The sequence below is a fragment of the Pseudomonadota bacterium genome (genome assembly GCA_040752895.1).
GTDB lineage: Bacteria > Pseudomonadota > Alphaproteobacteria.
The window spans coordinates 250,756-274,743 of the sequence record JBFMHN010000004.1 but is presented as its reverse complement, the minus strand read 5'-3'; the positions used below and the strand labels follow the sequence as shown (position 1 = coordinate 274,743).

Annotated in this window: 19 protein-coding genes and 2 tRNA genes; 7 read left to right on the top strand and 14 right to left on the bottom strand. The window is 63.7% G+C overall.

Annotated elements, in window-relative coordinates:
- Window positions 1–229: 229 nt before the first annotated feature.
- A tRNA-Thr gene (locus AB1781_09215) sits at window positions 230–304 on the top strand.
- Between the two features lie 12 nt (window positions 305–316).
- On the opposite strand, the gene AB1781_09210 is transcribed toward AB1781_09215, so the two are convergent.
- The 7 genes from AB1781_09210 to AB1781_09180 all read right to left on the bottom strand — a co-directional run bounded on the left by AB1781_09210 (window position 317) and on the right by AB1781_09180 (window position 10,238).
- Window positions 317–1,660, bottom strand: coding sequence for an SLC13 family permease (locus AB1781_09210; GenBank protein MEW5704744.1), 1,344 nt, complete (start codon window positions 1,658–1,660; stop codon window positions 317–319).
- Window positions 1,661–2,438: 778 nt separating this feature from the next.
- Window positions 2,439–3,029, bottom strand: a complete 591-nt coding sequence (locus AB1781_09205) for a tetratricopeptide repeat protein (protein MEW5704743.1) — start codon at window positions 3,027–3,029, stop codon at window positions 2,439–2,441.
- 215 nt (window positions 3,030–3,244) lie between these two features.
- A complete protein-coding gene (locus AB1781_09200) occupies window positions 3,245–4,264 on the bottom strand; it encodes an MDR family oxidoreductase (GenBank protein ID MEW5704742.1) in 1,020 nt (339 codons plus the stop codon).
- On the bottom strand, window positions 4,261–5,595 hold the full coding sequence (locus AB1781_09195) for a dihydroorotase (protein ID MEW5704741.1): 1,335 nt from the start codon (window positions 5,593–5,595) through the stop codon (window positions 4,261–4,263). Before AB1781_09195 ends, AB1781_09200 begins: the two co-directional genes overlap by 4 nt.
- A 96-nt stretch (window positions 5,596–5,691) precedes the next feature.
- A complete protein-coding gene (locus AB1781_09190) occupies window positions 5,692–7,317 on the bottom strand; it encodes an ATP-binding protein (GenBank protein MEW5704740.1) in 1,626 nt (541 codons plus the stop codon).
- Window positions 7,318–7,449: 132 nt separating this feature from the next.
- A complete protein-coding gene (asnB, locus tag AB1781_09185) occupies window positions 7,450–9,213 on the bottom strand; it encodes an asparagine synthase (glutamine-hydrolyzing) (GenBank protein MEW5704739.1) in 1,764 nt (587 codons plus the stop codon).
- Window positions 9,213–10,238 (bottom strand): glycosyltransferase, encoded by a 1,026-nt coding sequence (locus AB1781_09180; protein MEW5704738.1) that lies wholly within the window; start codon window positions 10,236–10,238, stop codon window positions 9,213–9,215. Before AB1781_09180 ends, asnB begins: the two co-directional genes overlap by 1 nt.
- 80 nt (window positions 10,239–10,318) lie before the next feature.
- On the opposite strand from AB1781_09180, the gene AB1781_09175 reads away from it, so the two are divergent.
- Window positions 10,319–11,227 (top strand): folate-binding protein, encoded by a 909-nt coding sequence (locus AB1781_09175; protein ID MEW5704737.1) that lies wholly within the window; start codon window positions 10,319–10,321, stop codon window positions 11,225–11,227.
- Here AB1781_09175 and ppdK read toward each other — a convergent pair.
- The 6 genes from ppdK to AB1781_09145 are packed head-to-tail and all read right to left on the bottom strand — an operon-like array spanning window position 11,224 to window position 18,077.
- Window positions 11,224–13,908 (bottom strand): pyruvate, phosphate dikinase, encoded by a 2,685-nt coding sequence (gene ppdK, locus AB1781_09170; GenBank protein ID MEW5704736.1) that lies wholly within the window; start codon window positions 13,906–13,908, stop codon window positions 11,224–11,226. The two genes, AB1781_09175 and ppdK, sit on opposite strands and share 4 nt — an antisense overlap.
- A complete protein-coding gene (glyS, locus tag AB1781_09165; GenBank protein MEW5704735.1) occupies window positions 13,905–15,962 on the bottom strand; it encodes a glycine--tRNA ligase subunit beta in 2,058 nt (685 codons plus the stop codon). Before glyS ends, ppdK begins: the two co-directional genes overlap by 4 nt.
- A gap of 3 nt (window positions 15,963–15,965) precedes the next feature.
- On the bottom strand, window positions 15,966–16,841 hold the full coding sequence (locus tag AB1781_09160; protein MEW5704734.1) for a glycine--tRNA ligase subunit alpha: 876 nt from the start codon (window positions 16,839–16,841) through the stop codon (window positions 15,966–15,968).
- Between the two features lie 8 nt (window positions 16,842–16,849).
- Window positions 16,850–17,056 (bottom strand): hypothetical protein, encoded by a 207-nt coding sequence (locus AB1781_09155; GenBank protein MEW5704733.1) that lies wholly within the window; start codon window positions 17,054–17,056, stop codon window positions 16,850–16,852.
- Window positions 17,057–17,100: 44 nt separating this feature from the next.
- Entirely contained in the window at window positions 17,101–17,868 is a 768-nt protein-coding gene (locus AB1781_09150; protein MEW5704732.1) for a methyltransferase, read from the bottom strand.
- Window positions 17,868–18,077, bottom strand: coding sequence for a DUF2007 domain-containing protein (locus AB1781_09145; protein ID MEW5704731.1), 210 nt, complete (start codon window positions 18,075–18,077; stop codon window positions 17,868–17,870). Before AB1781_09145 ends, AB1781_09150 begins: the two co-directional genes overlap by 1 nt.
- Before the next feature lie 108 nt (window positions 18,078–18,185).
- Here AB1781_09145 and AB1781_09140 point away from each other — a divergent pair, with 108 nt between their 5' ends.
- The 4 genes from AB1781_09140 to AB1781_09125 all read left to right on the top strand — a co-directional run bounded on the left by AB1781_09140 (window position 18,186) and on the right by AB1781_09125 (window position 22,229).
- On the top strand, window positions 18,186–19,181 hold the full coding sequence (locus tag AB1781_09140) for a polyprenyl synthetase family protein (GenBank protein MEW5704730.1): 996 nt from the start codon (window positions 18,186–18,188) through the stop codon (window positions 19,179–19,181).
- Window positions 19,182–19,242: 61 nt separating this feature from the next.
- Window positions 19,243–19,319, top strand: a tRNA-Pro gene (locus tag AB1781_09135).
- A gap of 150 nt (window positions 19,320–19,469) precedes the next feature.
- The gene (locus tag AB1781_09130) at window positions 19,470–20,150 is read left to right on the top strand and encodes a hypothetical protein (GenBank protein ID MEW5704729.1); all 681 of its coding nucleotides are present in this window, start codon (window positions 19,470–19,472) and stop codon (window positions 20,148–20,150) included.
- 132 nt (window positions 20,151–20,282) lie between these two features.
- A complete protein-coding gene (locus tag AB1781_09125; protein ID MEW5704728.1) occupies window positions 20,283–22,229 on the top strand; it encodes a tetratricopeptide repeat protein in 1,947 nt (648 codons plus the stop codon).
- A gap of 14 nt (window positions 22,230–22,243) precedes the next feature.
- Here the strand turns inward: AB1781_09125 and AB1781_09120 are convergent, their stop codons facing one another.
- Window positions 22,244–23,398, bottom strand: a complete 1,155-nt coding sequence (locus AB1781_09120; protein MEW5704727.1) for a DUF2336 domain-containing protein — start codon at window positions 23,396–23,398, stop codon at window positions 22,244–22,246.
- Between the two features lie 167 nt (window positions 23,399–23,565).
- Between AB1781_09120 and AB1781_09115 the strand changes: the two genes are divergently transcribed.
- Window positions 23,566–23,772 (top strand): hypothetical protein, encoded by a 207-nt coding sequence (locus AB1781_09115; protein ID MEW5704726.1) that lies wholly within the window; start codon window positions 23,566–23,568, stop codon window positions 23,770–23,772.
- Window positions 23,773–23,988 lie beyond the last annotated feature (216 nt).

Here is a 23,988-nt window from a genome sequence, read left to right as displayed (position 1 = left end):
GGTTCGACAAATGGGTGCCGCTGGCCGAGAAGGCGGTGGACGCCTTCTGCGCCGCCCTTCCCGACAACCCCGACGGCGCCAAGGAAGCAAAGAAAGCCACGCGGGCGTTCCGCGCAAGCCTCGGCTTCTAAGACGCCAACCCCTTAAGGCTTCCCGCCATCGAAAGAAGCTCCCGCACGCCTCGCGGGAGCTTCTTTTCTTAAGGCGAATGTGGCATGGTCGCCGCCTCGCCGCCGTAGCTCAGTGGTAGAGCGCACCCTTGGTAAGGGTGAGGTCGCGTGTTCAATCCACGCCGGCGGCACCACTTCTTCTCAATCTAATTCGACGGGACGAGCGGCCAGAAGATCGGGATGACGAAGCTCGCCGTCACCCATAGAAGCAGGTTCAGCGGCAGCCCCACCTTCACGAAGTCGAGGAAGCGGTAACCGCCTGCCTTGTACACATAAGTGTTCGTCTGGTAGCCGATCGGCGTCGCGAAGCTGGCCGAGGCGGCGAACATGACGGCGACGACGAATGGCCTGGGGTCGAGGCCGAGCTGGTGGGCAAGCCCGATCGCGATCGGCGTGAGCAGAACGCCGGTGGCGTTGTTGCTCATGAACTCGGTGAGCAACGACGTGATCAGGTAAACCGCCGACAGCGCGACGAGCGGCCCGAAGGCGCCCATTACGCCAAGCAGTTCACTCGCCAGCAGTTCCGCGGCACCCGTCTTCTGAAGTGCCAAGCTCAAGGCGAGCATCCCAATGATCAGTATCAGAATATTCCAGTGGATGGCGGCGTGGGCCTCCCGCAAGGTCAGGCATCCGAAAGCGAGGACGGTGAGCGCGGCGCCCAGGGCAAGAATGGCGATGGGCAGCGTGCCGAAAGCCGCCAACGTCACCACCAGCAAAACCGCGCCGATCGCGATTGGCGCCTTCTCCCGCCGGAGCGGAGGCTCGCTCCTGGGCCCTTCCCCGGCAAGCAGCTGGGAGCGGCTTGGCACGAAGATGTCGGCCAGGAAGCCTTGCTCTGAAAGCTTCGGCAACGGGGACGCCTCCGGCTCGCGGCGGGGAAGTAAATGACGGCCGATGAGCAGAAAGTAGACGGTGCCGACGCCGCCCAGGACAAGGCCGGCCAGCGTGATCTCGAAGACACCGAAAGCTTGCAGCCCGGCCTGACGCGCCACGCCATCGACCAGCAGGTTCGTCGAGGTGCCGATCAGGGTCATCGTCCCGCCAAGAATGGCCGCGAAGGAAAGGGGGATGAGCAACTTCGAGGGCGCCTCCCCCATCGCGCGCGCCAGCGCGATGACGACCGGCGTCAGGACGACGACGACCGGCGTGTTGTTGATGAAGGCGGAAAGCCCCATCGCGGCCAGCATGAGCAAGGTCAAGGCGCGAACCGGAGAAAAATCGGCCGCCTTCAGAACGGCGCGGCCCAGGCTTTCCACGACGCCCGTCCGCGCCAGCGCCGCGCTCAGGATGAACATCGCGCCGATCGTGACCGGCGCGTCGTTCGTAAAGGCGCGAAAGACCTCGCCGACATTCAGGATGCCGGTCGCCAGCAAGACCCCGATCGCACCAAGGACCACGCCCCACGTCGGCAGCCATTCCCGGACGAAACCGAAGAAGATGACCACCACCAGCCCGAGAACGATCAGGAGATCGACGGATGCCCATCCCATAGCGTCTGCCACCTTTCCATCGGTCCGCCCACGAAAAAACCGGCGAGGGCACGCCTGCCGTCTCCCATGCCAGCGAAATTTCCGGGAAAACAGAAATAACGATCAAGGTCCGCTTCTGGAACCTTCGTTACCGTTCAGGAAACGTCAGTATGATGCAAAAAAGCGGGCGAAACGCAATGCCTCTTTAAGGGCGGGACGGGCGCAAGCGGCCCTCTGTCGCTTTACCCTTCTTATCCAGTCTTATCCAGCGGACTTAAAGAAAGGCGGGCGGAATAGGCTCGAAATCCTCTACGTCGGCTTTCGGGTTCCACTGCCGCGACCCGATGGAACGGGTGCCGGCAAGGTGCCCGGCGGAGCCTTCGTGAAGGGGGTATGCGCCATGACCTGTCGGCCCACAAGCGTGGCCCCCCGTCCTTAGTTGAAAAACAAAGAGCGCCCCCAGCCACCAGCCCGCGAAGCCGCTGGCGAGACAAGTGAGGATCAGGGTTTCGTTCTCCATGTACGCCATTTTGCCGCCAGCCGTTGACAATTTCATGACCGCCGGAAGACGGTTTCATGACGGTTAGACGGCAAAGGCGGCAAAGCGGGCAAGAAAGGCCGCAAGACAGCCCAGGCAGAAACCCGGCAGGCCGCTTTCAATGACACGCTTTCCGGAATTCGTCCGACGGTCTGGGGCGTTAGGCTGCGCAGACGCATCCCGACCCGCCTGCCCGTTCGATTGTGAGGCGCCTCGTGGGCGTCGGCGGGCCCGCGTTCGGCACCGCCTGGAAGGGGCCGGTCAGAAACCGAAAACGCCCTCTTCCTTGAGGCCGTTGTCCTTCGCCAATTTCTCGGCTGTGGCGATCTGTTCCTCCGTCATCTTTTTCCGGATCACCTCACGCAGACGCTTGCCTTCCGCGCTGCCCGCAACAACCGCCTTCGTGTACCAATAGTGTGCTTGGACGAAGTCCTGCTCGACACCCAGCCCCGCCACGTACAGGAAGCCGATATTGTTAAAGGCCGCCCGATGCCCCTGATCGGCCGCTTTCTGATACCAGGCCATGGCCTGCAAATAATCCGGGTTCACGCCGTGACCATGCTCATAGAGGAATCCCAGGTTCCGCTGGGCGACGGGATCGCCCTCATCGGCGGCGATCTGGTATTCCGCCGCCGCTTCGACGAGCCGGCCGCTGTGATAGGCGGCATAGCCGGCCTTCAGGTGATCCACCTTGCCGTCGGCCGTTACCGCGGCTTCCGAATCGGTTGCGACACGGTTGGCGAGGACGGCTTCCTCCGCTTCCTTTTTACCGAGCTCACGGACCACCCACACCGTTCCGAGAAGGGCAACCAGGACGGCCAACGTGGCCGCGAGCGTAACAAGCTTCCGCATTGATCTCTCCATGTTCCTAGTGCAGCGCGGCGTGCGCCCCACGCTTTTTTTGATGCTGCTGACCGGCAAACGGTTACGCCGCTGAATCGCTTCCTATTTCTTCGCCTTTATCGCTCAACTTCCCTGTCTTTCTAAATATAATAGCCTTTCCGCGGATCATCTAGTCCATTGATATTATTAATATATCAATGACTTCATCCGAAAAGCGCCCGGCTTTAGGCGTTGACGTCGATCACCGTGCGTCCCCGCACCCTTCCCAACAGAATCTCCGAGGCAAGTTTTGGAATGTCCTTCAACGCCGCGGTTTGCGTCATGCGGTCGAGCGCTTCCATCGGCAGATCACGGACCAGCCGTTCCCACGCCGTTTGCCGGCGCTGGGTTCGGCAGGTCGCCGATTCAATGCCGAGAAGATTGATGCCCCGGATCAGAAAGGGAATCAGCGACGCGTGCAACTCGTTCCCCGAGGCCAGTCCGCAAACGGCAATGCTGGACCAGTGTTTCATCGTGGCGATCAATGTCGTGAGCGTAGCGCCCCCCACCGTATCGATGGCGCCAACCCAATGTTCGGAGCCCAGAGGCTGGCCGAGCTTGCCCCCCTCGACGAAACGCGAAGGTGCCAGCTCGGCCCGGTCGAGGATGACCGCCGCGCCCAGCTCCTTGAGATAGCCATGCAGTTCCGGCCGGCCGGTCGAGGCGGCGACCCGGTAGCCACAGGCGGCAAGCAGCGCCACCGCGACGCTGCCGAGGCCCCCGGAAGCCCCGGTCACGATGACCTCGCCGGCGGCCGGCGTAAGCCCATGTTCCTCGAGCGCCATCAGGGCCAGCATGGCGGTGAAGCCCGCCGTGCCGATCGCCATCGCCCGTTTTGGGCTGAGCCCCTTCGGCAAGGGCACCAGCCATTCCGCCCGCACGCGCGCCTTCTGGGCGAACCCGCCCCAGTGGACCTCGCCCACGCGCCAGCCGGTGAGGATCACCTCATCGCCCGGCCGGAAGCGAGGCGAGGACGATTCTTCGACCGTGCCGACGAAGTCGATTCCCGGCACATGGGGATAGCTTTTCACCATGTGCCCAAGGCCGTTCACGATCATGCCGTCCTTGTAGTTGAGCGTCGAGTAGGCGACCGCGACGGTGACATCGCCTGCGGGCAGTGACGTTTCGGGCAACTTTTTGACGGAAGCGCGGACCTTGCCTTTCTCGTCCTCCAGAACAAGCGCCGTGAAAGCGCCCTCCGTCATGCCGTCTCTTCGAAGCGAACGAGGTCGCCTGCCGCCTCGCCGAGAATCTCGTCGTCGCACATGACGCGACGACCGCGCAGGATCGTCATGCGCGGCCAGCCGGTCACCTTCATCCCATCGAACGGCGTCCACCCCACCCGGCTTTCAATCCAGGCGTTCGTAATCTCCCGTTCGGCCAGAAGATCGACGACCGTGAAATCCGCGTCGAAGCCGATCGCGACGGCGCCCTTTCCCCGGATGCGGTACATCTCAGCCGCGCGCTTACTCGTAAGCTCGACCAGCCGTTCGAGAGAAAGCCGGCCCTTGTGCAGGTGATCGAGAAGAATCGGGACGAGGGTCTGCACGCCGGGCATGCCGGCGGGGCTTTGGGGATAGGGTTTCGCTTTTTCCTCAAGCGTGTGCGGCGCGTGGTCGGAGCCTACGACGTCGACGACGCCGGCTACGACGGCCCGCCACAGCGCCTCGCGGTGAGAAGCGTCGCGGATCGGCGGGTTCATCTGGGCGAGCGTGCCCAGCCGATCGTAACAGTCCGGCGCCGCCAGGGTCAGATGCTGGGGCGTCACCTCGACGCTGGCAATTTCCCTGGCCGTCGCCAAAAACGCCATTTCCTCCGCCGTCGTCACGTGAAGCACGTGCACCTTGCGGCCGCATTTCCGCGCCAGCCCAATCAAGCGCTGCGTCGCGCGGAGAGCGGTTTCCTCGTCCCGCCAGACGGGATGGAAACGCGCTTCGCCCCCTTCGACGGCCAAGGCGTAGCGATCCTTAAGGCGGGCCTCGTCCTCACAATGGGCGGCAACCCGGCGCGAGCCGGAACGCAGCACGCGTTCGATCGCCGCGTCCTCGGCGACCAGCAGCTTGCCAGTCGAACTGCCCATGAAAAGCTTGACCCCCGCCGTCCCCGGCAACCGCTCCAGCGTGCCCAAACGGTCGGCGTTTTCCGGCGTGGCGCCGACGAAAAACGCGATGTCGCACCAAGCCCGCCCGCGAGCGCGGGCGATTTTGTCGGCAAGCTCCGCCTCCCCCACCGTCGGCGGGTTGGTGTTCGGCATCTCGAAAACGGTGGTGACGCCGCCTTTCACGGCGCCACGGGTGCCGGTCGCGATGGTTTCCTTGTGTTCCATTCCCGGCTCGCGGAAATGGACCTGGGCATCGATGACACCGGGCAACACGTGCAGACCGGAAACGTCGATCGTCGTCTGGGCCTTCTGCCGCCGAAGTTCGCCGATAGCGGCGATTTTCCCCTCTCGGACACCGACGTCTGCGCGGAGAATCCCCTTCGGCGTCACGCAGGTGCCGCCGGTGAGCACAAGATCAAAACTGGTTTCCGTCACTGGCGCTTTGGCTTCATTGGGAGGACCGTCCTTCCGGATTCAATGGGACGGCGAATTCTAGACGGTCAAATCGAAGCTGCAAGCGCTTTCCGGAAGCTAGCCAGTTGCCTTGCGCTGGGCGTCGACCATCGGAAAATTGGAAGTGGAAAACCGCACGCGAAGCGTCGTGCCCCTGCCGGGCACGCTCTCGACCGCCATCTGGCCGAAAAGAAGCTCGACGAGACGCTTGGTCAGCGAAAGCCCAAGGCCCGTTCCCTGGTATTGCCTGGACAACGAGGATTCGATTTGCTGGAACTCATTGAAGGCTTTTTCCATTTCCCGCTCGGTCATGCCGATCCCGGTGTCGACGATCGTGAGTTCGATGTCGCCGGACTCGAGCATGCCGGCCTTCACCGTCACCCGCCCGCCTTCCATCGTGAATTTGATGGCGTTCGAAAGCAGGTTCAGCAGAATTTGTCGAAGCCGTCGCGTGTTGCTCCAGATGGCCGGCAAATTCGGCTCGACTTCGCAAACCAACTCGACACCCTGCTTGCGCGCCGTTTCCGACATGATTCGCACGCAATCCTGCGCCGCCCTGCCGGCGTCCACGGATTGCCATTCGATCTCAAGGCGGCCGGCCTCGGCCTTGCTCAAGTCCAGCGTGTCGTTGACCAGGGAAAGCAGGTGGCGGCCGCATTGGTGGAGGTCCTCGAGGTAATCCCGTATTTTCGGATTATCGATCTTGCCGACCGACCCGCCGAGGATCAGCTCCGAGAATCCGATGATGGCGTTCAGCGGCGTACGCAATTCGTGACTCATGTTGGCAAGAAACTGCGACTTCACCGCGTTCGCCTTTTCCGCATCGTCCCGGCTTTCCTGCAAGACCTTCTCGTAGTTCAAGCGTTCGGTGATGTCGTCGCACGTGTGAATGAATCCACCATTTTCGATTGGCTTATAGATGACATGGATCGTCCGTCCGTTGCGAAGCGGCAGCGTGAATTCTTGGACGCTGCCAGCGCCGAGCCCTTTCAGAAGACGGACCAGATCCCTGTCCGTCATATCCGATGGCCGGGCGTAGCGTTCGGCAATCCGTTCGATAAGCTCGCGGATATTGCTGCCTGGCCGGCAAGACTCCTCCGGAAAATCGAACATCTCCAGAAGCTTCCGGTTGCAGACCGTGACGTCCCCGTTCGGCTCGTACAGGATGACCCCACGCGCCATGTTGGCAAGGGTGAGGTCAAGCTGGGCATTGCGTTCGGCAAGTTCCGCCGTGCGCGCCTTCACCTCGGCGGTCAGGCTTTCCGTCAGCCTTTGAAGGGAGGCGCGCATGGTTTCGACCCCTTCGTTCAGTTCGACGATTTCCTTCGGACCCAAGATGGGCGCGAGAGGCTCCGTCAGGTCTCCGGCACGAATACGCGCAACCCTTTGATCGAGCCGGCGAAGCGGGCGGACGAGAAAAAGATAGGCGGGGATTTGCAGCAGCAAGAGCATGATGAGGGGGATGAAGCCGAACGCGACGAAGTAGTCAAAATCGTCGCCCAAATATTGCTGCCAAAAACCAAGCGACTCCCACCGGGTCGCCCAGTCCAGCGCCTGACCGTTGTCCAGCACTTCCCTGAATTCGCCCAAGAAGCGATGCACGGTGATCACCAGCAGGCTTGCGACGACGGCCAGGTTCAAAAGAACCATCGCGCGCAGCAGCGGCTGCGAAACAAGCCGACGCAAGCTCAATGGGCGGCGCATGCTCTCACCCCGGCCGGTCCGGCCTAGCACATAGGTTAACGACCGACGTTCCCTTCCGCGACGTTTCCAGCGATGGCGGAGGTACGCCTCCCCATTAGGTACGCTTGGAAGTTTAATTTTTCCTGAAACGCTTCACGGCCGCTGCCCCAGAATTTCGAAGACATCGCCCCGGTCTTCCAGGCCCTCGACGTGCCGGCGATGCCAAAGCGCATAGAAAAGGAGAAGCCAGGCGGCGAAACCGGCCCGCTTCTCCCGGGCCCGGAACAGATCCTCAACGGCACCCGCCGCGCAAAGCTCCCGGATGGCGGGGCGGGCGGCAACCAGTGGCCCGAGTCTCGTACCTTGCCGCGAAATCCATTCGGCGACCGGCACCGTGAAGCCGCGCTTTTCGGAAAAGGGCTTGGCGGACGGCAGCTTTCCGGCCAGCCATTTCCGAAGCGCCCATTTGCCGAGACCCCCCCGCACCTTCAGATCGTCGGGCAGGCGGAAGGCCGCCGCCGCCACCTCGCGGTCAAGGAAAGGGGTCCGCCCTTCGACCCCGTGAATCATCAGGCAACGGTCGAGTTTGGTCAGCAGGTCATTCGGCAGCCAGTCCGCGCAGTCGAGGGCCTGCGCCGCCTGCAACCGCGTGCGGCCGCCGGACAGGCTTGCCGCCTCGGCCGCCGCGAGGCCGTCCCGCCAGCCTTTGGGCGCGGCGCGGAGCACGCCCAGCCCGTCGAAAACCCCGCGCGTGCGAAGGCGGCGACCGCCCAGCCAGGCCGGGCGCATGGCACTTCGATAGCGGCCATAGCCGCCGAAAATTTCGTCGCCGCCTTCCCCGCACAGCACGACCTTAAGCCCGTGGCTTGCCTGCGCGGCAAGCTTCCAGGTGGGCAGAATCGCGTAATCGGCGGCCGGATCGTCCATCGCCGCCACAATCTCCGGCAGATGCCGCCAGAAGTCGTTTTCCGTAAACTCAACCTCGACGAATTCGGCGCCGACGGTTCCGGCCAGCGCACGCGCGTGATCGCGTTCGTCCTTCGCGCGCGTATCGGGAAAGCCGGCCGTGAAAGCGGCGACGGGCCGTTCATTCAACTCCGCCATAAGGGCGAGGATGGCCGAGGAGTCGATGCCGCCGGAAAAGAAAAGGCCGTAGGGCACGTCGGAACGCTGGTGCACCTCGACGCTGCCGCGAAGCGCCGTCTCCAGCCGGTCCAGGGCTTCCGCTTCCGCCATCGGCTGCGGCGCGCCTTCGGGAAGGGCGGCCAGACGCTGGCGATGGGTGAGGCGGCCCTTCTCGACGACGAGAAGCTCGCCCGGCAGCACGCGGCGGATGCCTTCGAAGATCGTCTCGGCCCCGGTTGTAAACTGGAGCTGAAGAAGCTCGCGCTGGCTTTGCGGACGCAGGTTAGGTGCCACGCAACCGCTTTTGATCAGGGCTTGCGGCTCGGAGGCGAAGACAAAGCCTTCCGCTGTTTCCGCATAGTAAAGCGGTTTGATGCCGAAGGGATCGCGGGCGAGGACGAGCCTTTCTTCCGTCGGATCGTAAAGGGCAAGCCCGTACATCCCGCGCAAGCGGCCGACAAAGCCGAGGCCTTCCTTCGCGTAGAGGTGAAGCAACGGCTCGCAATCCGAGCGCGTGCGGAAAACCGCTCCCGGCAACGCCTCGCGCAGTTCAACGTAATTGTAAATCTCGCCGTTGGCGATCAGGACACACCCGTTCGGGTGCAAAAGCGGCTGATCGCCCGTCTCAAGGTCGATGATCGCAAGACGGGTGTGGACCAGGCCGACCGGCCCCTTCACATAGCGTCCGCGGCCGTCCGGTCCGCGATGGCCAAGGCTGTCCGCCAGCCCGTCCAGGCGAGCGGGCGCGGGCGAGACGCCATCCGTTCGGAAGATGCCGGCGATCCCGCACATCAGGCCTTGATCCGCTCGAAGAAGTCGAGGTAACGGCGAACGACGGCGGCCTTCGTGAAATTTGCCTCGAACGTCGCCTTTCCTCCGGCGACTAGGGCCTGGCGGAGCGTCGCGTCCCCGATCAGCCGGTTGAGGGCGGCGGCCAAGGCGGCGGCGTCCTCGATGGGCACGAGCAGCGCGTCCTTTCCATCCGTGATGACGCCGGCGGGGCCGGCGGAAGCGGCGGCGACCAGCGGCGCGCCGTAGGCCCAGGCCTCAAGCGTCACCGTACCGAAGGGCTCGTAGCGGGAAGGAAAGATGGCGACGTCGGCGGTGGCGAAAAGGGCCGCCTTATCCTCGCGCCAGCCGAGGAAACGCACCCGCGGCGCGACGCCCAGCTTTCTGGCCAAGGCCTCGATATCGGCCCGCGCCGGTCCTTCGCCGGCCAGCCACAGATAGGCGGCGGGTACCTGCGTCAGGGCTTGCAGCAAAACGTCGAATCCCTTCGCCGGGTGCATTCTGCCCAGGGAAAAGAGAAGCGGCACGTCCTCCGGCGTGTCGAAGGCGGCGCGCGCAACGGGGGGGGCCGCTTCGGGAATCGCAAAATTCGGAAGATAGACCGCGCGCGCCTCAGGCCAGCCGTTCCGCACGGTGTAGGCGACAATATCCGGCGTGTTCCCGATCAGCCAGTCGCAGGTCTTGTAATATTTGAGATTGTAATAGCCGCCGAGCCGCGCGGCATGGACATAGGGCCCGTGCGGGCATTTGCGGGAGGCCCGGTTCATCCAACTCAGCACGATGTCGGCGCCGAAGGCTTGCGCCTCCCGCCGCAGGCCGGGGCCGGTCCGCCGGTCGAGGAAGCCGCCGAAGGGAAGCTCGACGGGCGTAATCCCGCCCGCCTCGAGACGGGCGCGGCGAAGCGCGTTCGGACGCATGACGACACGCTGTTCGAGGCCGGCTTCGTGAAGGGCGAGCACGAGGCTTACGAAGAACGTCTCGGCACCGCCATGCGCGGCACCCGCAATGCATTGAAGCACCCTTGTCATCCGAGGCTTTATACGAAGCCCCCCTCCCCTTGCCAAGCGATCCCCTTGCGGAACGGAAACGCCGGTCTAAACTGAAAGGGATGCCACTAACGCGTTCTTCTGCCACGCCGCCTTCCATCGCTCCCCTCGAAAACCGCGGTCTGTTGCGGCTTTCGGGCGAAGACGCGACGGTTTTCCTGCAAGGCGTCGTCTCGACCGATGTCCGCAAGGTCAGCGCGCACCGCGCGGTCTTTGGCGCGCTGTTGACGCCTCAAGGCAAATACCTCTTTGATTTCTTCGTCTTTGCCCTGAACGGCGACTTCTACCTGGACGGCGAGAAGGCCAGGCTTGCCGACCTCAAGAAGCGGCTCACGCTTTACAAGCTTCGCGCCAAGGTGACGATCGAGGAAGCGGAAGCCTTTCGCGTTCATGCCTTCTTCGGCGAAGGCGCGCTGGCGAAGCTTGGCCTGCCGGAGGAAGAAGGGGCCGCGAAACCCTTCGAAGGGGGCCTCCTCTATGCGGACCCGAGGCTTGCCGCGGCCGGCGCCAGGGCCGCCTTGCCCGTGCACGCGACCCCACAGGCGGCTGGCTTTGCGGCAAGCGACTTCGCAACCTACGACCGTTTCCGCATGAGCCTCGGCCTCCCCGACGGCAGCCGCGATCTGGCGCCGGAGAAATCCACCCTCCTCGAATACGGCTTTGACGAGCTCAATGGCATCGACTGGCGGAAGGGCTGCTATATAGGCCAGGAAGTAACCGCCCGCATGAAGCACCGCGGCCTCGTGCGGAAGCGTCTGCTGCCGGTCACCTTCGCTGGCGACCCGCCACCCGCCGGCACGCCGGTCCTCCACGAAGGCCGCGAGGTCGGCGTGCTGTGCTCGGCGGCGGAAGGAATGGGCCTTGCCCTTTTACAGCTTGCCGCGGTCGAAGACGCCGGCGGCGGCAACGCGCCGCTCCTCGCCGGTGCGACGCGGCTCACGCCTCATCGGCCTTCCTGGATGCGGGCTTAACTCGCCTTAAGCGCGGCATGCGCCGCGGCGAGCCTTGCGATCGGCACCCGGTAGGGCGAGCAGGAAACGTAGTCGAGGCCGATGCGCTCGCAGAAGGCGACCGAGGCGGGGTCGCCGCCATGCTCGCCGCAGATGCCGAGATGGAGATTGCCGCGGGCGGCGCGGCCGCGCTCGGCGGCGATGCGGATCAACTCGCCCACCCCTTCCACGTCGAGCGTCGCGAACGGGTCTTTCCGAAGCAGGCCCTTGTCGAGATAGGACTTCAGGAACCCGCCGGCGTCGTCCCGCGAGATGCCGAAGGTGGTCTGGGTAAGGTCGTTGGTGCCGAAGCTGAAGAATTCCGCCGACCGGGCGATCTGACCGGCGAGAAGCGCGGCGCGGGGCAGCTCGATCATGGTGCCGACCCGGTAGGTGATCCGAACCCCGCTGGCGGCGGCGATGCCGTCCGCGACCTTGTCCACAACCGCCTTCAGAAAGTCGAATTCTTCCTTGGTGGCGACGAGCGGGATCATGATCTCCGGCACGATCGCCGCGCCGGTCTCCTTGGCGACCAGTGTCGCCGCCTCGAAAATCGCCTGGGCCTGCATCTCGTAGATTTCCGGGTAGGTGATGCCGAGGCGGCAACCGCGATGGCCAAGCATCGGGTTCACCTCGCGCAGCTGCTCGGCGCGGGCCTTGACGTCCACCGCCTCGGCGCCGATGCTTTTCGCAAGCTCTTCGATCTCCGGCCCGGTCTTGGGCAAAAATTCGTGCAGCGGCGGATCTAAAAGCCGGATCGTCACCGGCAGGCCCGCCATGATGCGGAAGATCTCGGCGAAGTCGTCCCGCTGCATGGGCCGGAGTTTCGCCAGCGCCTTGCGCCGGGCTTCGGCGTCCTTGGCGAGAATCATCTCGCGCACCGCGAGAATACGCCCGGTATCGAAGAACATATGTTCGGTCCGGCAAAGGCCGATCCCTTCCGCCCCGAAACGCCGCGCGGTTGCGGCATCCTGCGGCGTCTCCGCGTTGGCGCGGACGCCGAGCCGGCGGATGCCGTCGGCCCAGCGCATCAGGGTTACGAAATCGCCGGAAAGCTCGGGCCGGCGCATTGGCACCTGGCCGGCGAGCACGCGCCCGTTCGCGCCGTCGATGGTGATGACGTCGCCCCGCTTGAAGAGGCGACCGCGGATTCGCATCTCGCCGGCGGCCTCGTCGAGGCGAATCTCGCCGGCGCCGGAAACGCAGGGCCGTCCCATGCCGCGGGCGACGACGGCGGCGTGGCTGGTAAGCCCGCCGCGAGTCGTCAGGATGCCGACGGCGGCGTGCATGCCCTGGATGTCCTCCGGGCTGGTCTCGACCCGCACCAGGATGACGTCCTTGCCGCGCCCCGCCTCGATCCCGGCCTCGGCCGCCGTGAAGACGATGGCGCCGGACGCCGCGCCTGGCGAAGCGGGCAGGCCGGTCGCCAGCACCTCTTGCGGAGTCTCCGGGTCGAGTGTCGGGTGCAGAAGCTGGTCGAGAGCGGCCGGGTCGATCCGCCGGATCGCCTCCTCGTGGGTGATCAGCCCTTCTTCCGACATGTCGACGGCGATCTTTAGCGCGGCGTGGATCGTCCGCTTGCCGTTGCGGGTCTGCAGCATCCAGAGCTTCTTCTTCTGCACCGTAAACTCGATGTCCTGCATGTCGCGGTAATGGGATTCGAGCTCGGTGCGGATCGCCAGGAGTTGGGCGAAAACGTCGGGCATCGCTTCCTCGAGCGAAGGCCGTTTGTCGCCCCCCGCCATGTCTTGGGCGCGCTTTGCCAGCGGCTGCGGCGTGCGGATGCCGGCGACAACGTCTTCGCCCTGGGCGTTGATCAGAAACTCGCCATAGAATTCCTTCCCGCCGGTCGCCGGGTTGCGGGTGAAGGCGACCCCGGTCGCGCAATCCTCGCCCATATTCCCGAACACCATCGCCTGCACGTTCACCGCCGTCCCCCAATCCTCGGGAATGTCGTGCAGCCTGCGATAGATGGTCGCGCGCGGGTTCATCCAGCTGGCGAAGACCGCCCCAATGGCGCCCCAGACCTGGGCATGCGGGTCCTGGGGGAAAGGGGCGTCCAGCGTTTCTTCGATTTTGCGCTGGAAGGCACCGGTAACCGCCACCCAGTCCTCGGCGCTGAGGTCGGTGTCGAGGGTGTGGCCGTGTTCCTCCTTATAAAGTTCGAGGATCTCCTCGAAGAGGTGGTGGGGCACGCCCAGCACGACGTTGCCATACATCTGGAGAAAACGCCGGTAGGTGTCATAGGCGAAGCGCTTGTCCCCGCTCAACTCCGCCAGCCTTTCGGCCGTCGCGTCGTTGAGGCCGATGTTGAGGACAGTGTCCATCATGCCCGGCATCGAGGCGCGCCCGCCGGACCGCACGGAAAGCAGAAGGGGGTTTTTCGGATCGCCGAATTTGGCGCCGGCGATCTTCTCGACCCGCCGAAGGGCCTTTTTTACCTCGGCCAGAAGGCCGTCCGGATAGGCGTGGTCGTTCGCGTAGTAATGGGCGCAGACCTCCGTAGAGAGCGTGAAGCCGGGCGGCACGGGCAGGCCTAAGTTGCTCATCTCGGCCAGGTTTGCCCCCTTGCCGCCGAGCAGGTCCTTCATGCCGGCGTTGCCGTCGGCGTGCCCGACGCCGAAGCCGTATACCCATCGCGCTTTTGCTTTTCCGAACTTCATCCTTCGACCTTCGAAAAATCCGCAACCGCTTCCAGCGTGCGCCGGATATCGGCCAGTAGGTGCAGGCGGTTCCGCCGCAAATCCTTCTCCTCCGTGTTGACCGTGACGCGATCGAAGAAGGCGTCCACCGGCACGCGCAGGCGCGCAAGCGCCGACATCGCAACCGAGAATTCTTCGTTCTTCAAGGCGGCATCGGCCAGTTTCCGAACTTCCTTGAGGCGGTTTTGAAGCTCGCGCTCTTCCTTCTCGACGAGCTTTTCCTCCGCGACATCGCCGTCATAGACGGTCTTGTCGTTCTTTTCCTCGATGTGGACGATGTTCCGTGCCCGACGGTAGGCGGTGAGCAGGTTGGCGCCGTCCTCGCTTTCCAGGAAGCCGCGCAGCGCCTCGACCCGTTCGAGCAGACGAACGAGATCGTCCTCGCCGGTCCGCGCGAAGACGGCGGCGACGTGGTCATGGCGCACGCCTTTTTCGCGTAAATGCACCTTCAGGCGATCGGCGAAGAAATCGAGCAACGCGTCCGCCAGCCCGGCCGGCGCCTTTACGGGCAGGCGGCCGGCGGCCGCCTCGAACGCGGCGCGCAGGGAAAGGTGCAGGCGGTTTTCGAGGATCAGGCGAATGACGCCAAGCGCGGCGCGGCGGAGCGCGAACGGGTCCTTCGAGCCGGTCGGCTTCTCGCCGATCGCGAAGAAGCCGACGAGCTGGTCGATCTTGTCGGCCAGGGCAAGGGCAAGGCTCACCGGCTTCACCGGGCAGGCGTCGCTTGGGCCCTTGGGCGCATAGTGCTCGGCGATGGCGTCGGCCACTTCCGTCGGTTCGCCGCTGGCCAGCGCGTAGTAACGCCCCATCACCCCCTGCAGCTCGGGGAACTCGCGGACCATGCCGGAAAGCAAATCGCATTTCGCAAGCTGGCCGGCGCGGCGCGCCAGCTCCGGTTTCGCCCCAACCTGCCCGGCCAGACGGTCCGCCAGCTCCTGCAGCCGGAAGGCGCGTTCCGCCTGGGTGCCGAGCCTGGCATGGAAGACAACGTCGTGAAGGCCGGGGAACCAGTCCACCAGCTTCTTCTTCCGGTCATGGTCCCAGAAAAATTTCGCGTCCTGAAGGCGCGCCCGCAGCACACGTTCGTTCCCGGCGACGATCTCCCGGCCGCCGTCGGCGGCCTGCATGTTCGAAACGACGAGGAAGCGGGGGGCGAGCTTTCCTTCCCTCGTAAGAAGCGAGAAATATTTCTGGTGCGTTCGCATCGCCGTCGTCAGCACTTCCCGCGGCAGCGCCATGAAACCCGGTTCAATATCGCCCAGAAGCACGACCGGCCATTCGACGAGGCCGGCGACTTCTTCCAGAAGGCCTTCCTCCTTTTCCAGAAGAAGCCCCTCGTTCTTGGCGGCCAGGACGGCGTCCGCCGCGATCGCCGCCGCCCGCTCCACGGCGTCCAGCATGACGTAGGCCGCGCGCAGGCGTTCCCGGTAGTCGGCGAAGTCCTTCACCTTGAAGGGCTTCGGCGCTAGAAAGCGATGACCGGCCGTCGAGTCCGTCGCCTGCAACGGCCCGAAGGCAATCGGCACCGTCTTACCGTCGAAAAGGCAGAGAAGGCCGTGCAGGGGGCGGACCCAGCGGATCTTCCCGGCCCCCCAGCGCATGGATTTCGGCCACGGGAAATTGCCGAGGATTTCCGGCAGAAGCGCGGCAAGAACTTCCGCCGTCGGCCGGCCCCTCCGTTCGATCTTCGCGAAATAGAACTCGCCCTTTTCCGTCTTTCGCCTCTCGCAGGCCTCCAGCGCAAGCCCGACGGAAGAAAGGAACCCTTCGATCGCTTTCTGGGCGGCGTCCACGCGGGGGCCCTTCTTCTCTTCCACGGCGTCAGCCTGGGCCTTGGGAAGACCTTCGACGTGCAGCGCAAGCCGTCTCGGCGTGACGTACGTCTTGATCCGATCGAAGGGAAGCTCTGCCGCCGCAAGTTTTTCCGAGACGATCCGCTCGAGGTCGGCCGCGGCGCGCCCTTGCATGCGGGCGGGGATTTCCTCCGATAAAAGCTCGAGCAAAAGCCCCGCCATCGCTTAAAGCCTTCCCTCGCTGGCAAGCCAGGTTTCGCAGCAGGCCTTCGCCAGCTGACGGACGCGCGCGATATAGACGGCGCGCTCGGCGACGCTGATGACGCCGCGGGCGTCCAGCAGATTGAAGATGTGGCTTGCCTTGATGCACTGGTCATAGGCCGGCAGGGAAAGCTTGTGTCCGAGAAGGTCTCGGCATTCGCTTTCGGCGTCCGTGAACTGGCGAAGCAAGCGTTCGGTATTGGCGTGCTCGAAATTGTAGGCCGAGTATTCACGCTCGTTCGTCAGGAAGACATCGCCGTAGCGAACGCCTTCCGCGCCGGGTTTTCCGTTCCAGTCGAGATCGAAGACGTTCTCGACCTTCTGAACATACATGGCAAGCCGTTCCATTCCGTAGGTCAGCTCCACCGAAACCGGATCGCACTCGATTCCGCCCACCTGCTGGAAGTAGGTGAACTGCGTCACTTCCATCCCGTCGCACCACACCTCCCAGCCCAGTCCCCAGGCGCCCAGCGTCGGGCTTTCCCAGTCGTCCTCGACGAAGCGGATGTCGTGGCGCAGGGGATCGATGCCGAGATGCGCGAGACTCCGCAAATAGGTGCCCTGCACGTCCTCGGGCGAGGGCTTCAGGATAACCTGGAACTGGTAGTAGTGCTGCAGCCGGTTCGGGTTCTCCCCATAGCGCCCGTCCGCCGGCCGGCGGGAGGGCTGCACATAGGCGGCCCGCCACGGCTTGGGCCCCAGCGCGCGCAGCGTCGTCGCCGGGTGAAAGGTGCCGGCGCCCATTTCCATGTCGTAGGGCTGCAAAAGGACGCAGCCCTCCTCCGCCCAGAACGCCTGGAGCCGCAAGATCAGATCCTGAAAGGAAGGCGGCTTCGTCATTTTTTCTTCTACCGGTAGGGACAGTCTTCCCGCTCGCAGGCCTCCGCCCCGGCTGCCCGGTATGTCTTGCAAACCGGGCATTCCTGCATTTCGAGCGCGTCCGGCGCCCCGTCACGGCCGGGCTTCATGGCCCGGCGGAACGCCTTGAAGCCGTACCACAGGACCGCGACAATGACGGCAACGACGAAAAGCTTGACGAGGTTGAGCGCGAACATGCCGCACCATACGGTGCCGCCCGCGCCTTGCCAACTGGCGGCGTTCAGGCCCCCACTAGGTGCAACGCCTTGCCGTCGCGCAGGACTGCCTCCGCCTCGGCCGTGTAGGCGCCGGTTCCGTCGTGGAGAACAAGCCCCGCCTGCCGCGCCAGGCTCGGCGGGCCGCCTTTTCGCCCCTGCACGAGAACGCGCTTGGCCGGCCGGCCGGCGGCGGACAGCAGCGGAAAAGCGGCAAGCGCGCCCACGCCGCCGCGCAAATTTTCCAAAAGTTCCTCAAGGCGGTCCATCCGATGAAGGAAGGTGAGCGTGCCTCCCGGCTTCGCCAGGCGAAGGGCGAAGCCGACCCACTCGGCAAGCCTCGCGCTTCCCCCCCCATACCCTTCGACATGGGCGATCGCGCGCGTTCTTTCCTTCGGCGGGTCCGTCTTTTCCGCCTCGAGGTGCGGCGGATTCGCAAAGACGTGATCGTAAGCGCCTTCCAGAAAGGCCGCCGGGGGCGTCAGCAGGTCGCCCTCCGTCACGCGAACGCGGTCGTCGAGCCGGTTCAGGCGGGCGTTCCATCGGGCAAGCGCACACAAATCCGCCTGCAACTCGATCCCGTCGATGACCAGACCCGGCACCCGAAGGGCCAGGCAAAGCGCCGCCGCCGCACTTCCCATTCCGATCTCGAACGCGCGCTCCCCCGCCGTTGCCGGGACGGCGGCGGCCAGCAGGACGGGATCGATCGCCACGCGGTACCCCCGCACCGGCTGGGCGAAACGGAGGCGCCCGCCGAGCAGCGAGTCTTCCTGCCATTCGTATGCGGCTTCCATTATCCGATGCCTTCCGCTTCTTCGACGATCGCCTGGGCGCGCGCAAAATCCTCATCCATCACCATCAGCCGCCGCGGGAGAACGCCGATGCTGCCTTCGAGTACGCTCATATGCGCATCGAAGACGACGGCTTCGATGGCCGCCTCCTCCAGCCGCGCCATCAGCCAGGAGAGAAGCACCGGATCGTTCGTGCGCAGCAATTCCTTCATGGGGCGTAGCAGCTTGACCGAGGCGGAAGGGAACTTCTATGCTCGCCGAAATCGGCGGGATGTCAAGCAACCCAAGGGATGGCCGTGGGCATTGTCGTCAACTTGAGCATGGCCGAACAAAAGGCGGGGGCCACCTTCGACCGGATCGGCGCGCTGGTTCGTGACGACCTTGAGGCGGTCAACCAGGTCATCCTCGGCGCCCTCCAGAGCCGCGTCCCTTTAATCCCCCAGCTTGCCCATTACCTGATCGCCTCGGGCGGCAAGCGCCTGCGCCCCATCCTCACCTTGGCCGCGGCCCGCATGTGCGGCTACGACGGGACACGCCACATAGGCCTTGCGGCCAGCGTCGAGTGCATCCACACGGCGACGCTCCTCCACGACGACGTTGTGGATGACAGCACCCTTCGCCGCGGGGCAGCCTCGGCGAACGCGCTGTGGGGAAACGAATCGAGCGTGCTGGTCGGCGACTTCCTCTTCGCGCAGGCCTTCCGGCTCATGGTGGCGGACGGCTCCCTCAAGGTGCTCGCCATCCTTTCGCACGCGGCGGCCGTCATCGCGGAAGGCGAGGTCCTGCAGCTTTCCACCGCGAACGACCCGGAGACCAGCGAGGCCAACTATCTCGATGTCATCCAGGCAAAAACCGCGACCCTTTTCGCCGCCGCCTGCGAAGTGGGCGCCGTGCTGGCGGACCGCCCGAAGGTCGAGGAGGAGGCGCTCCGCAGCTACGGCCTCAACCTGGGCACCGCCTTCCAACTGGTGGACGACGTTCTCGACTATTCCGCCCAGCAGGCGATCCTTGGCAAGACGATTGGCGACGATTTCCGGGAAGGCAAGATCACGCTGCCCATCGTCCTCGCCTTTCGCCGGGGCAGCGCGGACGAGCGCCGCTTCTGGTGCCGGACGGTGGAGGACCTGGAGCAGCGGGAGGGCGACCTCGAACGCGCCATCGAGATCATGAAGGCGCGGGACGCCCTTACCGACACCATCGCGCGGGCCCGCCACTACGGCGCCGTAGCGCGCGACGCCCTTGGCATCTTCCCGAACGGCGCGGCCAAGGCGGCGCTGACCGACCTCGTCGATTTCTGCATCGAGCGCGCCTATTAGACGCCGCTTGGGGTCTTGCTTGTCGGGCGGCGGCCTTTAAGGGTATAAGGCGGCCCTCGATCGGAGTGTAGCTCAGCCTGGTAGAGCACCGCCTTCGGGAGGCGGGGGTCGGAGGTTCGAATCCTCTCACTCCGACCAATATTTTTCAAAGACTTAACTTGAAAAAACTGGCACAGAAACAGTGCTCGGTGGTTCAAATGAACCAGCCGATAATTTCAATGGGTTAGATTACGAGAGACAGGGGTCTGTTTGTTCAATTGAAGCAAATCGCCACCAAGGTGGATGTATATGGCAAATTCAAAAACGGGCTTCGGTGACCCCAAACAATTAATCAGTTTCGCCGAACAATTTCTATCGGGTCAGACGGGAAGGCTGCGGAAAGATATTGCCGCTTGCATTACGCCTGGCGTCCCCGGAGGCAAGCCAGCGTATTTTCCAGCTCTCATGACATTAGTTGGGTTTATCGAAATGCTTGGGTGCTTATACGAAGGTAATCTCTGCGGCAGGAAAAAAATATTTCTCCAATATGCAAAAAAATATATGTGGCTTGAGAAAGAAGTTACAGAATACGAAGAAGCATTAGATATACTTTATGAAACACTTCGTCACAAAGTTGCACACCTTTCTCATCCTTATTATGTCACACGTTTCCCGGATCCGGATAAGCAGAAGAAGGGGAATTCAAAAAAATTAAATAAAGATCCTAAAAGAATTACTTGGGAAGTAGGCTTCTACGAAGATCGTCTGCAAACGTTGACCCTAATACCAACAGGGAAGGAAAAACTATCTATACCTGCCCCCGGTCTTCCCTGGGATGTCTACTACGACCATCTGCTCAGAGTAGATATTACGTCATTCGCAAATCATGCGGTCGCATCAGTAAGCAGGTATTTCGACGATCTTAAAAGAGAGCGGATACTTCAAGAAAAGTTCGAAAAATGCATGCAGACTTATTACCCTAAAGAATGAGGAAAGAGGCGGTGCTCAGAGGTTCATTTGAACCGTTTTTGAGCGGCGCTACAATTAAGCCTTCTGGGGTCGGAGGTTCGAATCCTCTCACTCCGACCATTCCCCGCCTCCGGCACGCCCGGCACGAGAATCATGCGCATCGAGATCCTTGCCGAAGCCCTTCAGCACCATCAGGCCGGCGACCTGGCGCGGGCGGAGGCGCTTTACCGCGACGTCCTGAAAAGCCAACCCCGGCAGCCCGACGCGCTGCACCTTCTGGGCGTGCTCACCCACCAGCTAGGCGAAAAGGCGGCGGCGGCCGACCTTATCCAGCAAGCGATCTCCGCCAAGCCGGACGCGCCCAGCTACCACAACCACCTCGGCAACGTGCTCCGCGAGCTGGGCGAACCCGCCAAGGCGCGGCGCGCCTACAAGAAGGCGCTTTTCTATCAGCCCGATTTCGCCGAGGCCCATTGCAACCTCGCCACCCTCGCCCACGAGCAAGGCGAAGGGAAGAACGCTATTTTCCATTACGAGCAGGCCCTTGTGCTCAACCCCCCTTTTCCAGAGGTTCCGTTGGTCGGCCTCGCGCATGTCCTGCAATTTTTCGTGCCCAGCGCCTACCGGGCGAACCTCGAAAGCCTGCTCTTGAAATGCTTCGCCTCGCCGGCCGTCGGCCATCAGAAGCTGGCGCTCGTTACCGCCGATCTGCTCCGCCTCAAATACCCGGCATGCCTTGCGGGGAGCCCGTCGCAAGACGAAGAAAGCGCCCTTCTGGAAGACCCGCTTCTTCTCGCGCTGCTCGCCAAGACGATCAATTTCGACCCGGCATTCGAGCGCCTTCTCACCGGTCTGCGGGCGCGCTTCTTCCTGGCCGGGGAGGCGCCCGAAAAGGCGTTTTCCTTTCTCGCCGCGCTGGCTGAACAAGGGTCCAACAACGCCTATGTTTTCTACGCGACGGCGGAAGAGGAAGCCGGGCTTGCGGCGCTAAAGACTGAGATTGAGTCCAAGATCGAGTCCGCCACGCGGCTGACGCCGCCCCTCTGGCAGAAACTGCTTCTCTTCGCGCTTTACGCCCCCCTTCGCACGTTGCGCGGCGCCGAGAAGTTGCGCGGGGCGGACGCACCTTCCCACCTCCGGCCGATTATCCGGAAGACGCTGGAGGACCGTTTGGAGGAGGAAGCGATCGCGCACGGCATCCCGACGCTCACCGCCATCGCGGACGCAACGTCCCGCGCCGTGCAGAACCAGTACGAAGAAAACCCCTACCCGCGCTGGCTTTCCGTTGACCGCCGCCCGCCGTCGATGCCGGCGGCACGCCCGCCCGTCCTAGCCGACGCCGACGCCCGGAACGAAATCCTGATCGCCGGCTGCGGCACCGGCCAGCAGGCCGTCCTGCGCGCGCTCGCTTCGCCGAACGCCCACATCACCGCCGTTGACTTAAGCCGCGCGAGCCTCGCCTACGCTATCCGGATGGCCCGCCAGTTCAGCCTCCGGAATATCGACTTCGGCCAGGCCGACGTTCTTAATCTCGGTGCGCTGAAGAAGAAATTTCCGGTCATCGAATGCGGCGGCGTCCTCCACCACCTCGAGGACCCGGTTGCCGGTTGGACCGTGCTCGCGGACCTTCTCCGCCCGGGCGGCGTCCTGTTCGTCGGCCTCTATAGCGAGAAAGCGCGCCAGCCGATCGTCAAGGCGCGGCAATGGATCGCGGGGCTCGGGCTTACGCCGACCGCCCACGCCATGCGCGAACTTCGGCAGCGCGTTCTTTTTCACGCGGCCGGCGACGCTGCGCCGGACTTGGGGTACTTCAAGGCATGCCACGATCTGTTTGACCTGAACGGCTGCCGCGACCTGCTCTTTCACGTCCGGGAGCACCGCTTCCGGCTACCCGAGATCGGCGAGATTCTCGATCGTCTCGGCCTTCGCTTCACGGGTTTTCATCTGGAAGACCCCGAGGTCCGGCGGGCCTATGCGGCGCGCTTCCCGGACGACCCCGAGATGCGCAACTTGCACAACTGGGACCGCTTCGAAGACGAATTCCCCGCCACCTTCGTCAACATGTACCAGTTTGGCTGCGTGAAACCGGCAACCCCCTGACGGCGGCTTACGCTTTAGGGGTGCGCGGCGCCGCCGGTTTCCAGGCTCAAATGCGCAAGCCGGCCGAGGAGAAATTCGATGTCGTCGCTGCACATATCCTCGTATTGGGTGAGGATGCGCTCGATGATGCGCCGGCAGTGGCGCTCGCGATCGAAGTCCCCGCCGTCATAGCCCGTTTCCTCGGCGACCTCGACCGCCACGCGAAACGCCGGGTACAAATTCTCCGGCAGGCCGCTTCGCATATAGATCGCCTTCAAGCCCAGGGGCCCCTTGTCGAAGACCAGCTGGTAGGCGCTGGTGACCGCGATGCCGGTGCGCCGCGCCAGGCTGGCGACGAAGAAGTCAATGTCCCCGGTGCAGACGGCGCGCAGGATGATGCTGGGCGTCAGGCGATCGTTCTGGTGCAACTGATGGACGAGGTCTTCCGCCGACGGCCCGCCGCCTTTCGGATCGAGCAGGCCAAGGGTCGCGCGTTCACGGGTCTGCAGGACGAGCGCGCTCGCCACCTCGGGCGAGAGGTCGTGGCGGGCGACGAGATCCGCAAGCAGGTTGTCGGAAGCCAGCTTCACGAGCCGCTCGGCGATCGAAGCCGGCAGGGTCGCGCGATGAATGATCGGCGCTTGGATCGCCTCGTTCTCGCCGAAAGTGTCGATTACCTTGTGCAGGGTCCGCTCGGAAAGTGCCGCCCCCCGGTTGCCGACCAGGCTGACGACAACGGATTCCGGTCCCGTTTCCACGAGGACGTCGGAAACCTCCTCCGAAACGGCCGCCCGCCGGGAAATGGCAAGCCGCTTGCCAACACCTTGACTGCGTACGATTTCAACGAGATCGCGGTCCGTCAGCACCCCGCTCGCTTCGAGCATCGGGACCCCGACCGATTCAACGTCCATGGCTAGCGTCAGCGCGATATCGCGCGGCACGAAGGGACAGGCCCTCAACTGCCTGGAAAGCGCCTCGCGGACTCGCACGGCTGCGTCGCGGGCCATGACGCGGAAGATCTCCTCGGCAAGACCGCGCTCCATGGCGGTCAGTTGGCCGGAGTCGAACTCGGCGGCGATTTTTTCCGCCGTGTGCGCCCGCACCGCATCGGAGGGGTCGTTGAGAAGTTTTTCGACGTCTTTTTTCGTGAGCTGCGCCATGCCGGAAACGGAACCTGGTAATTTCGACAAACACCGCCTGCTTTGGTGAAATTTGCGCACAGACGGTTAAGATAGTGTTAGGACGGCTTGCGGTTTTCGCCAAAGCCTTACGTTTTATTTTACCGCCGAAAGGCCAATTGCCATCCACTGCATACGGATTTATGCTTTTGCATACATCCATCCGGCGGAGGCACGTTTTGACGCCCGACATTCCATCGCAAGAGCCGCCATCTCAGGAAACGGGTGAAGACCTTCCGGACATTCTTTACAAGTGCAAGCACTGCACCTACCGCTACCCCTTGCGGCAGACGCCGCGGAAGGAGGGCAAGTTTCTCTGCCCGCATTGCGGAGAGTCCTTCGAGCTGGACGAGGAAGCCTTGGCCGAGCTCGAAACCGGCTATTAAAAGGGCAGCCGCCGCTCCCGCTGCAAGAAGGCCGAAGGGATCTGGCAAGGTCTCGCAGATTTCAATGGCTCGCGCCGGAGACGGCGGCAAAAACCACAAATACTTTGGCGTTATATCCGACCCGATACCCACTATATAATGCCGGCAATGGCGCGTGTAACGTAACACCACCGTCATCTGCGGCTCGCACGAAGGCATTGGCCTGCGTTGACAGGA

What these genes read in the sequence shown, in the direction of transcription:
- AB1781_09125 (MEW5704728.1), top strand. Translation starts at nt 20,283, where the DNA reads ATGCGCATCGAGATCCTTGCCGAAGCCCTTCAGCACCATCAGGCCGGC.
- AB1781_09150 (MEW5704732.1), bottom strand. Translation starts at nt 17,868, where the DNA reads ATGGAAGCCGCATACGAATGGCAGGAAGACTCGCTGCTCGGCGGGCGC.
- AB1781_09145 (MEW5704731.1), bottom strand. Translation starts at nt 18,077, where the DNA reads ATGAAGGAATTGCTGCGCACGAACGATCCGGTGCTTCTCTCCTGGCTG.
- AB1781_09175 (MEW5704737.1), top strand. Translation starts at nt 10,319, where the DNA reads ATGCCACTAACGCGTTCTTCTGCCACGCCGCCTTCCATCGCTCCCCTC.
- AB1781_09210 (MEW5704744.1), bottom strand. Translation starts at nt 1,660, where the DNA reads ATGGGATGGGCATCCGTCGATCTCCTGATCGTTCTCGGGCTGGTGGTG.
- glyS (MEW5704735.1), bottom strand. Translation starts at nt 15,962, where the DNA reads ATGGCGGGGCTTTTGCTCGAGCTTTTATCGGAGGAAATCCCCGCCCGC.
- AB1781_09200 (MEW5704742.1), bottom strand. Translation starts at nt 4,264, where the DNA reads ATGACGGAGGGCGCTTTCACGGCGCTTGTTCTGGAGGACGAGAAAGGC.
- AB1781_09160 (MEW5704734.1), bottom strand. Translation starts at nt 16,841, where the DNA reads ATGACGAAGCCGCCTTCCTTTCAGGATCTGATCTTGCGGCTCCAGGCG.
- AB1781_09155 (MEW5704733.1), bottom strand. Translation starts at nt 17,056, where the DNA reads ATGTTCGCGCTCAACCTCGTCAAGCTTTTCGTCGTTGCCGTCATTGTC.
- AB1781_09190 (MEW5704740.1), bottom strand. Translation starts at nt 7,317, where the DNA reads ATGCGCCGCCCATTGAGCTTGCGTCGGCTTGTTTCGCAGCCGCTGCTG.
- AB1781_09205 (MEW5704743.1), bottom strand. Translation starts at nt 3,029, where the DNA reads ATGCGGAAGCTTGTTACGCTCGCGGCCACGTTGGCCGTCCTGGTTGCC.
- ppdK (MEW5704736.1), bottom strand. Translation starts at nt 13,908, where the DNA reads ATGAAGTTCGGAAAAGCAAAAGCGCGATGGGTATACGGCTTCGGCGTC.
- asnB (MEW5704739.1), bottom strand. Translation starts at nt 9,213, where the DNA reads ATGTGCGGGATCGCCGGCATCTTCCGAACGGATGGCGTCTCGCCCGCG.
- AB1781_09180 (MEW5704738.1), bottom strand. Translation starts at nt 10,238, where the DNA reads ATGACAAGGGTGCTTCAATGCATTGCGGGTGCCGCGCATGGCGGTGCC.
- AB1781_09130 (MEW5704729.1), top strand. Translation starts at nt 19,470, where the DNA reads ATGGCAAATTCAAAAACGGGCTTCGGTGACCCCAAACAATTAATCAGT.
- AB1781_09140 (MEW5704730.1), top strand. Translation starts at nt 18,186, where the DNA reads ATGGCCGAACAAAAGGCGGGGGCCACCTTCGACCGGATCGGCGCGCTG.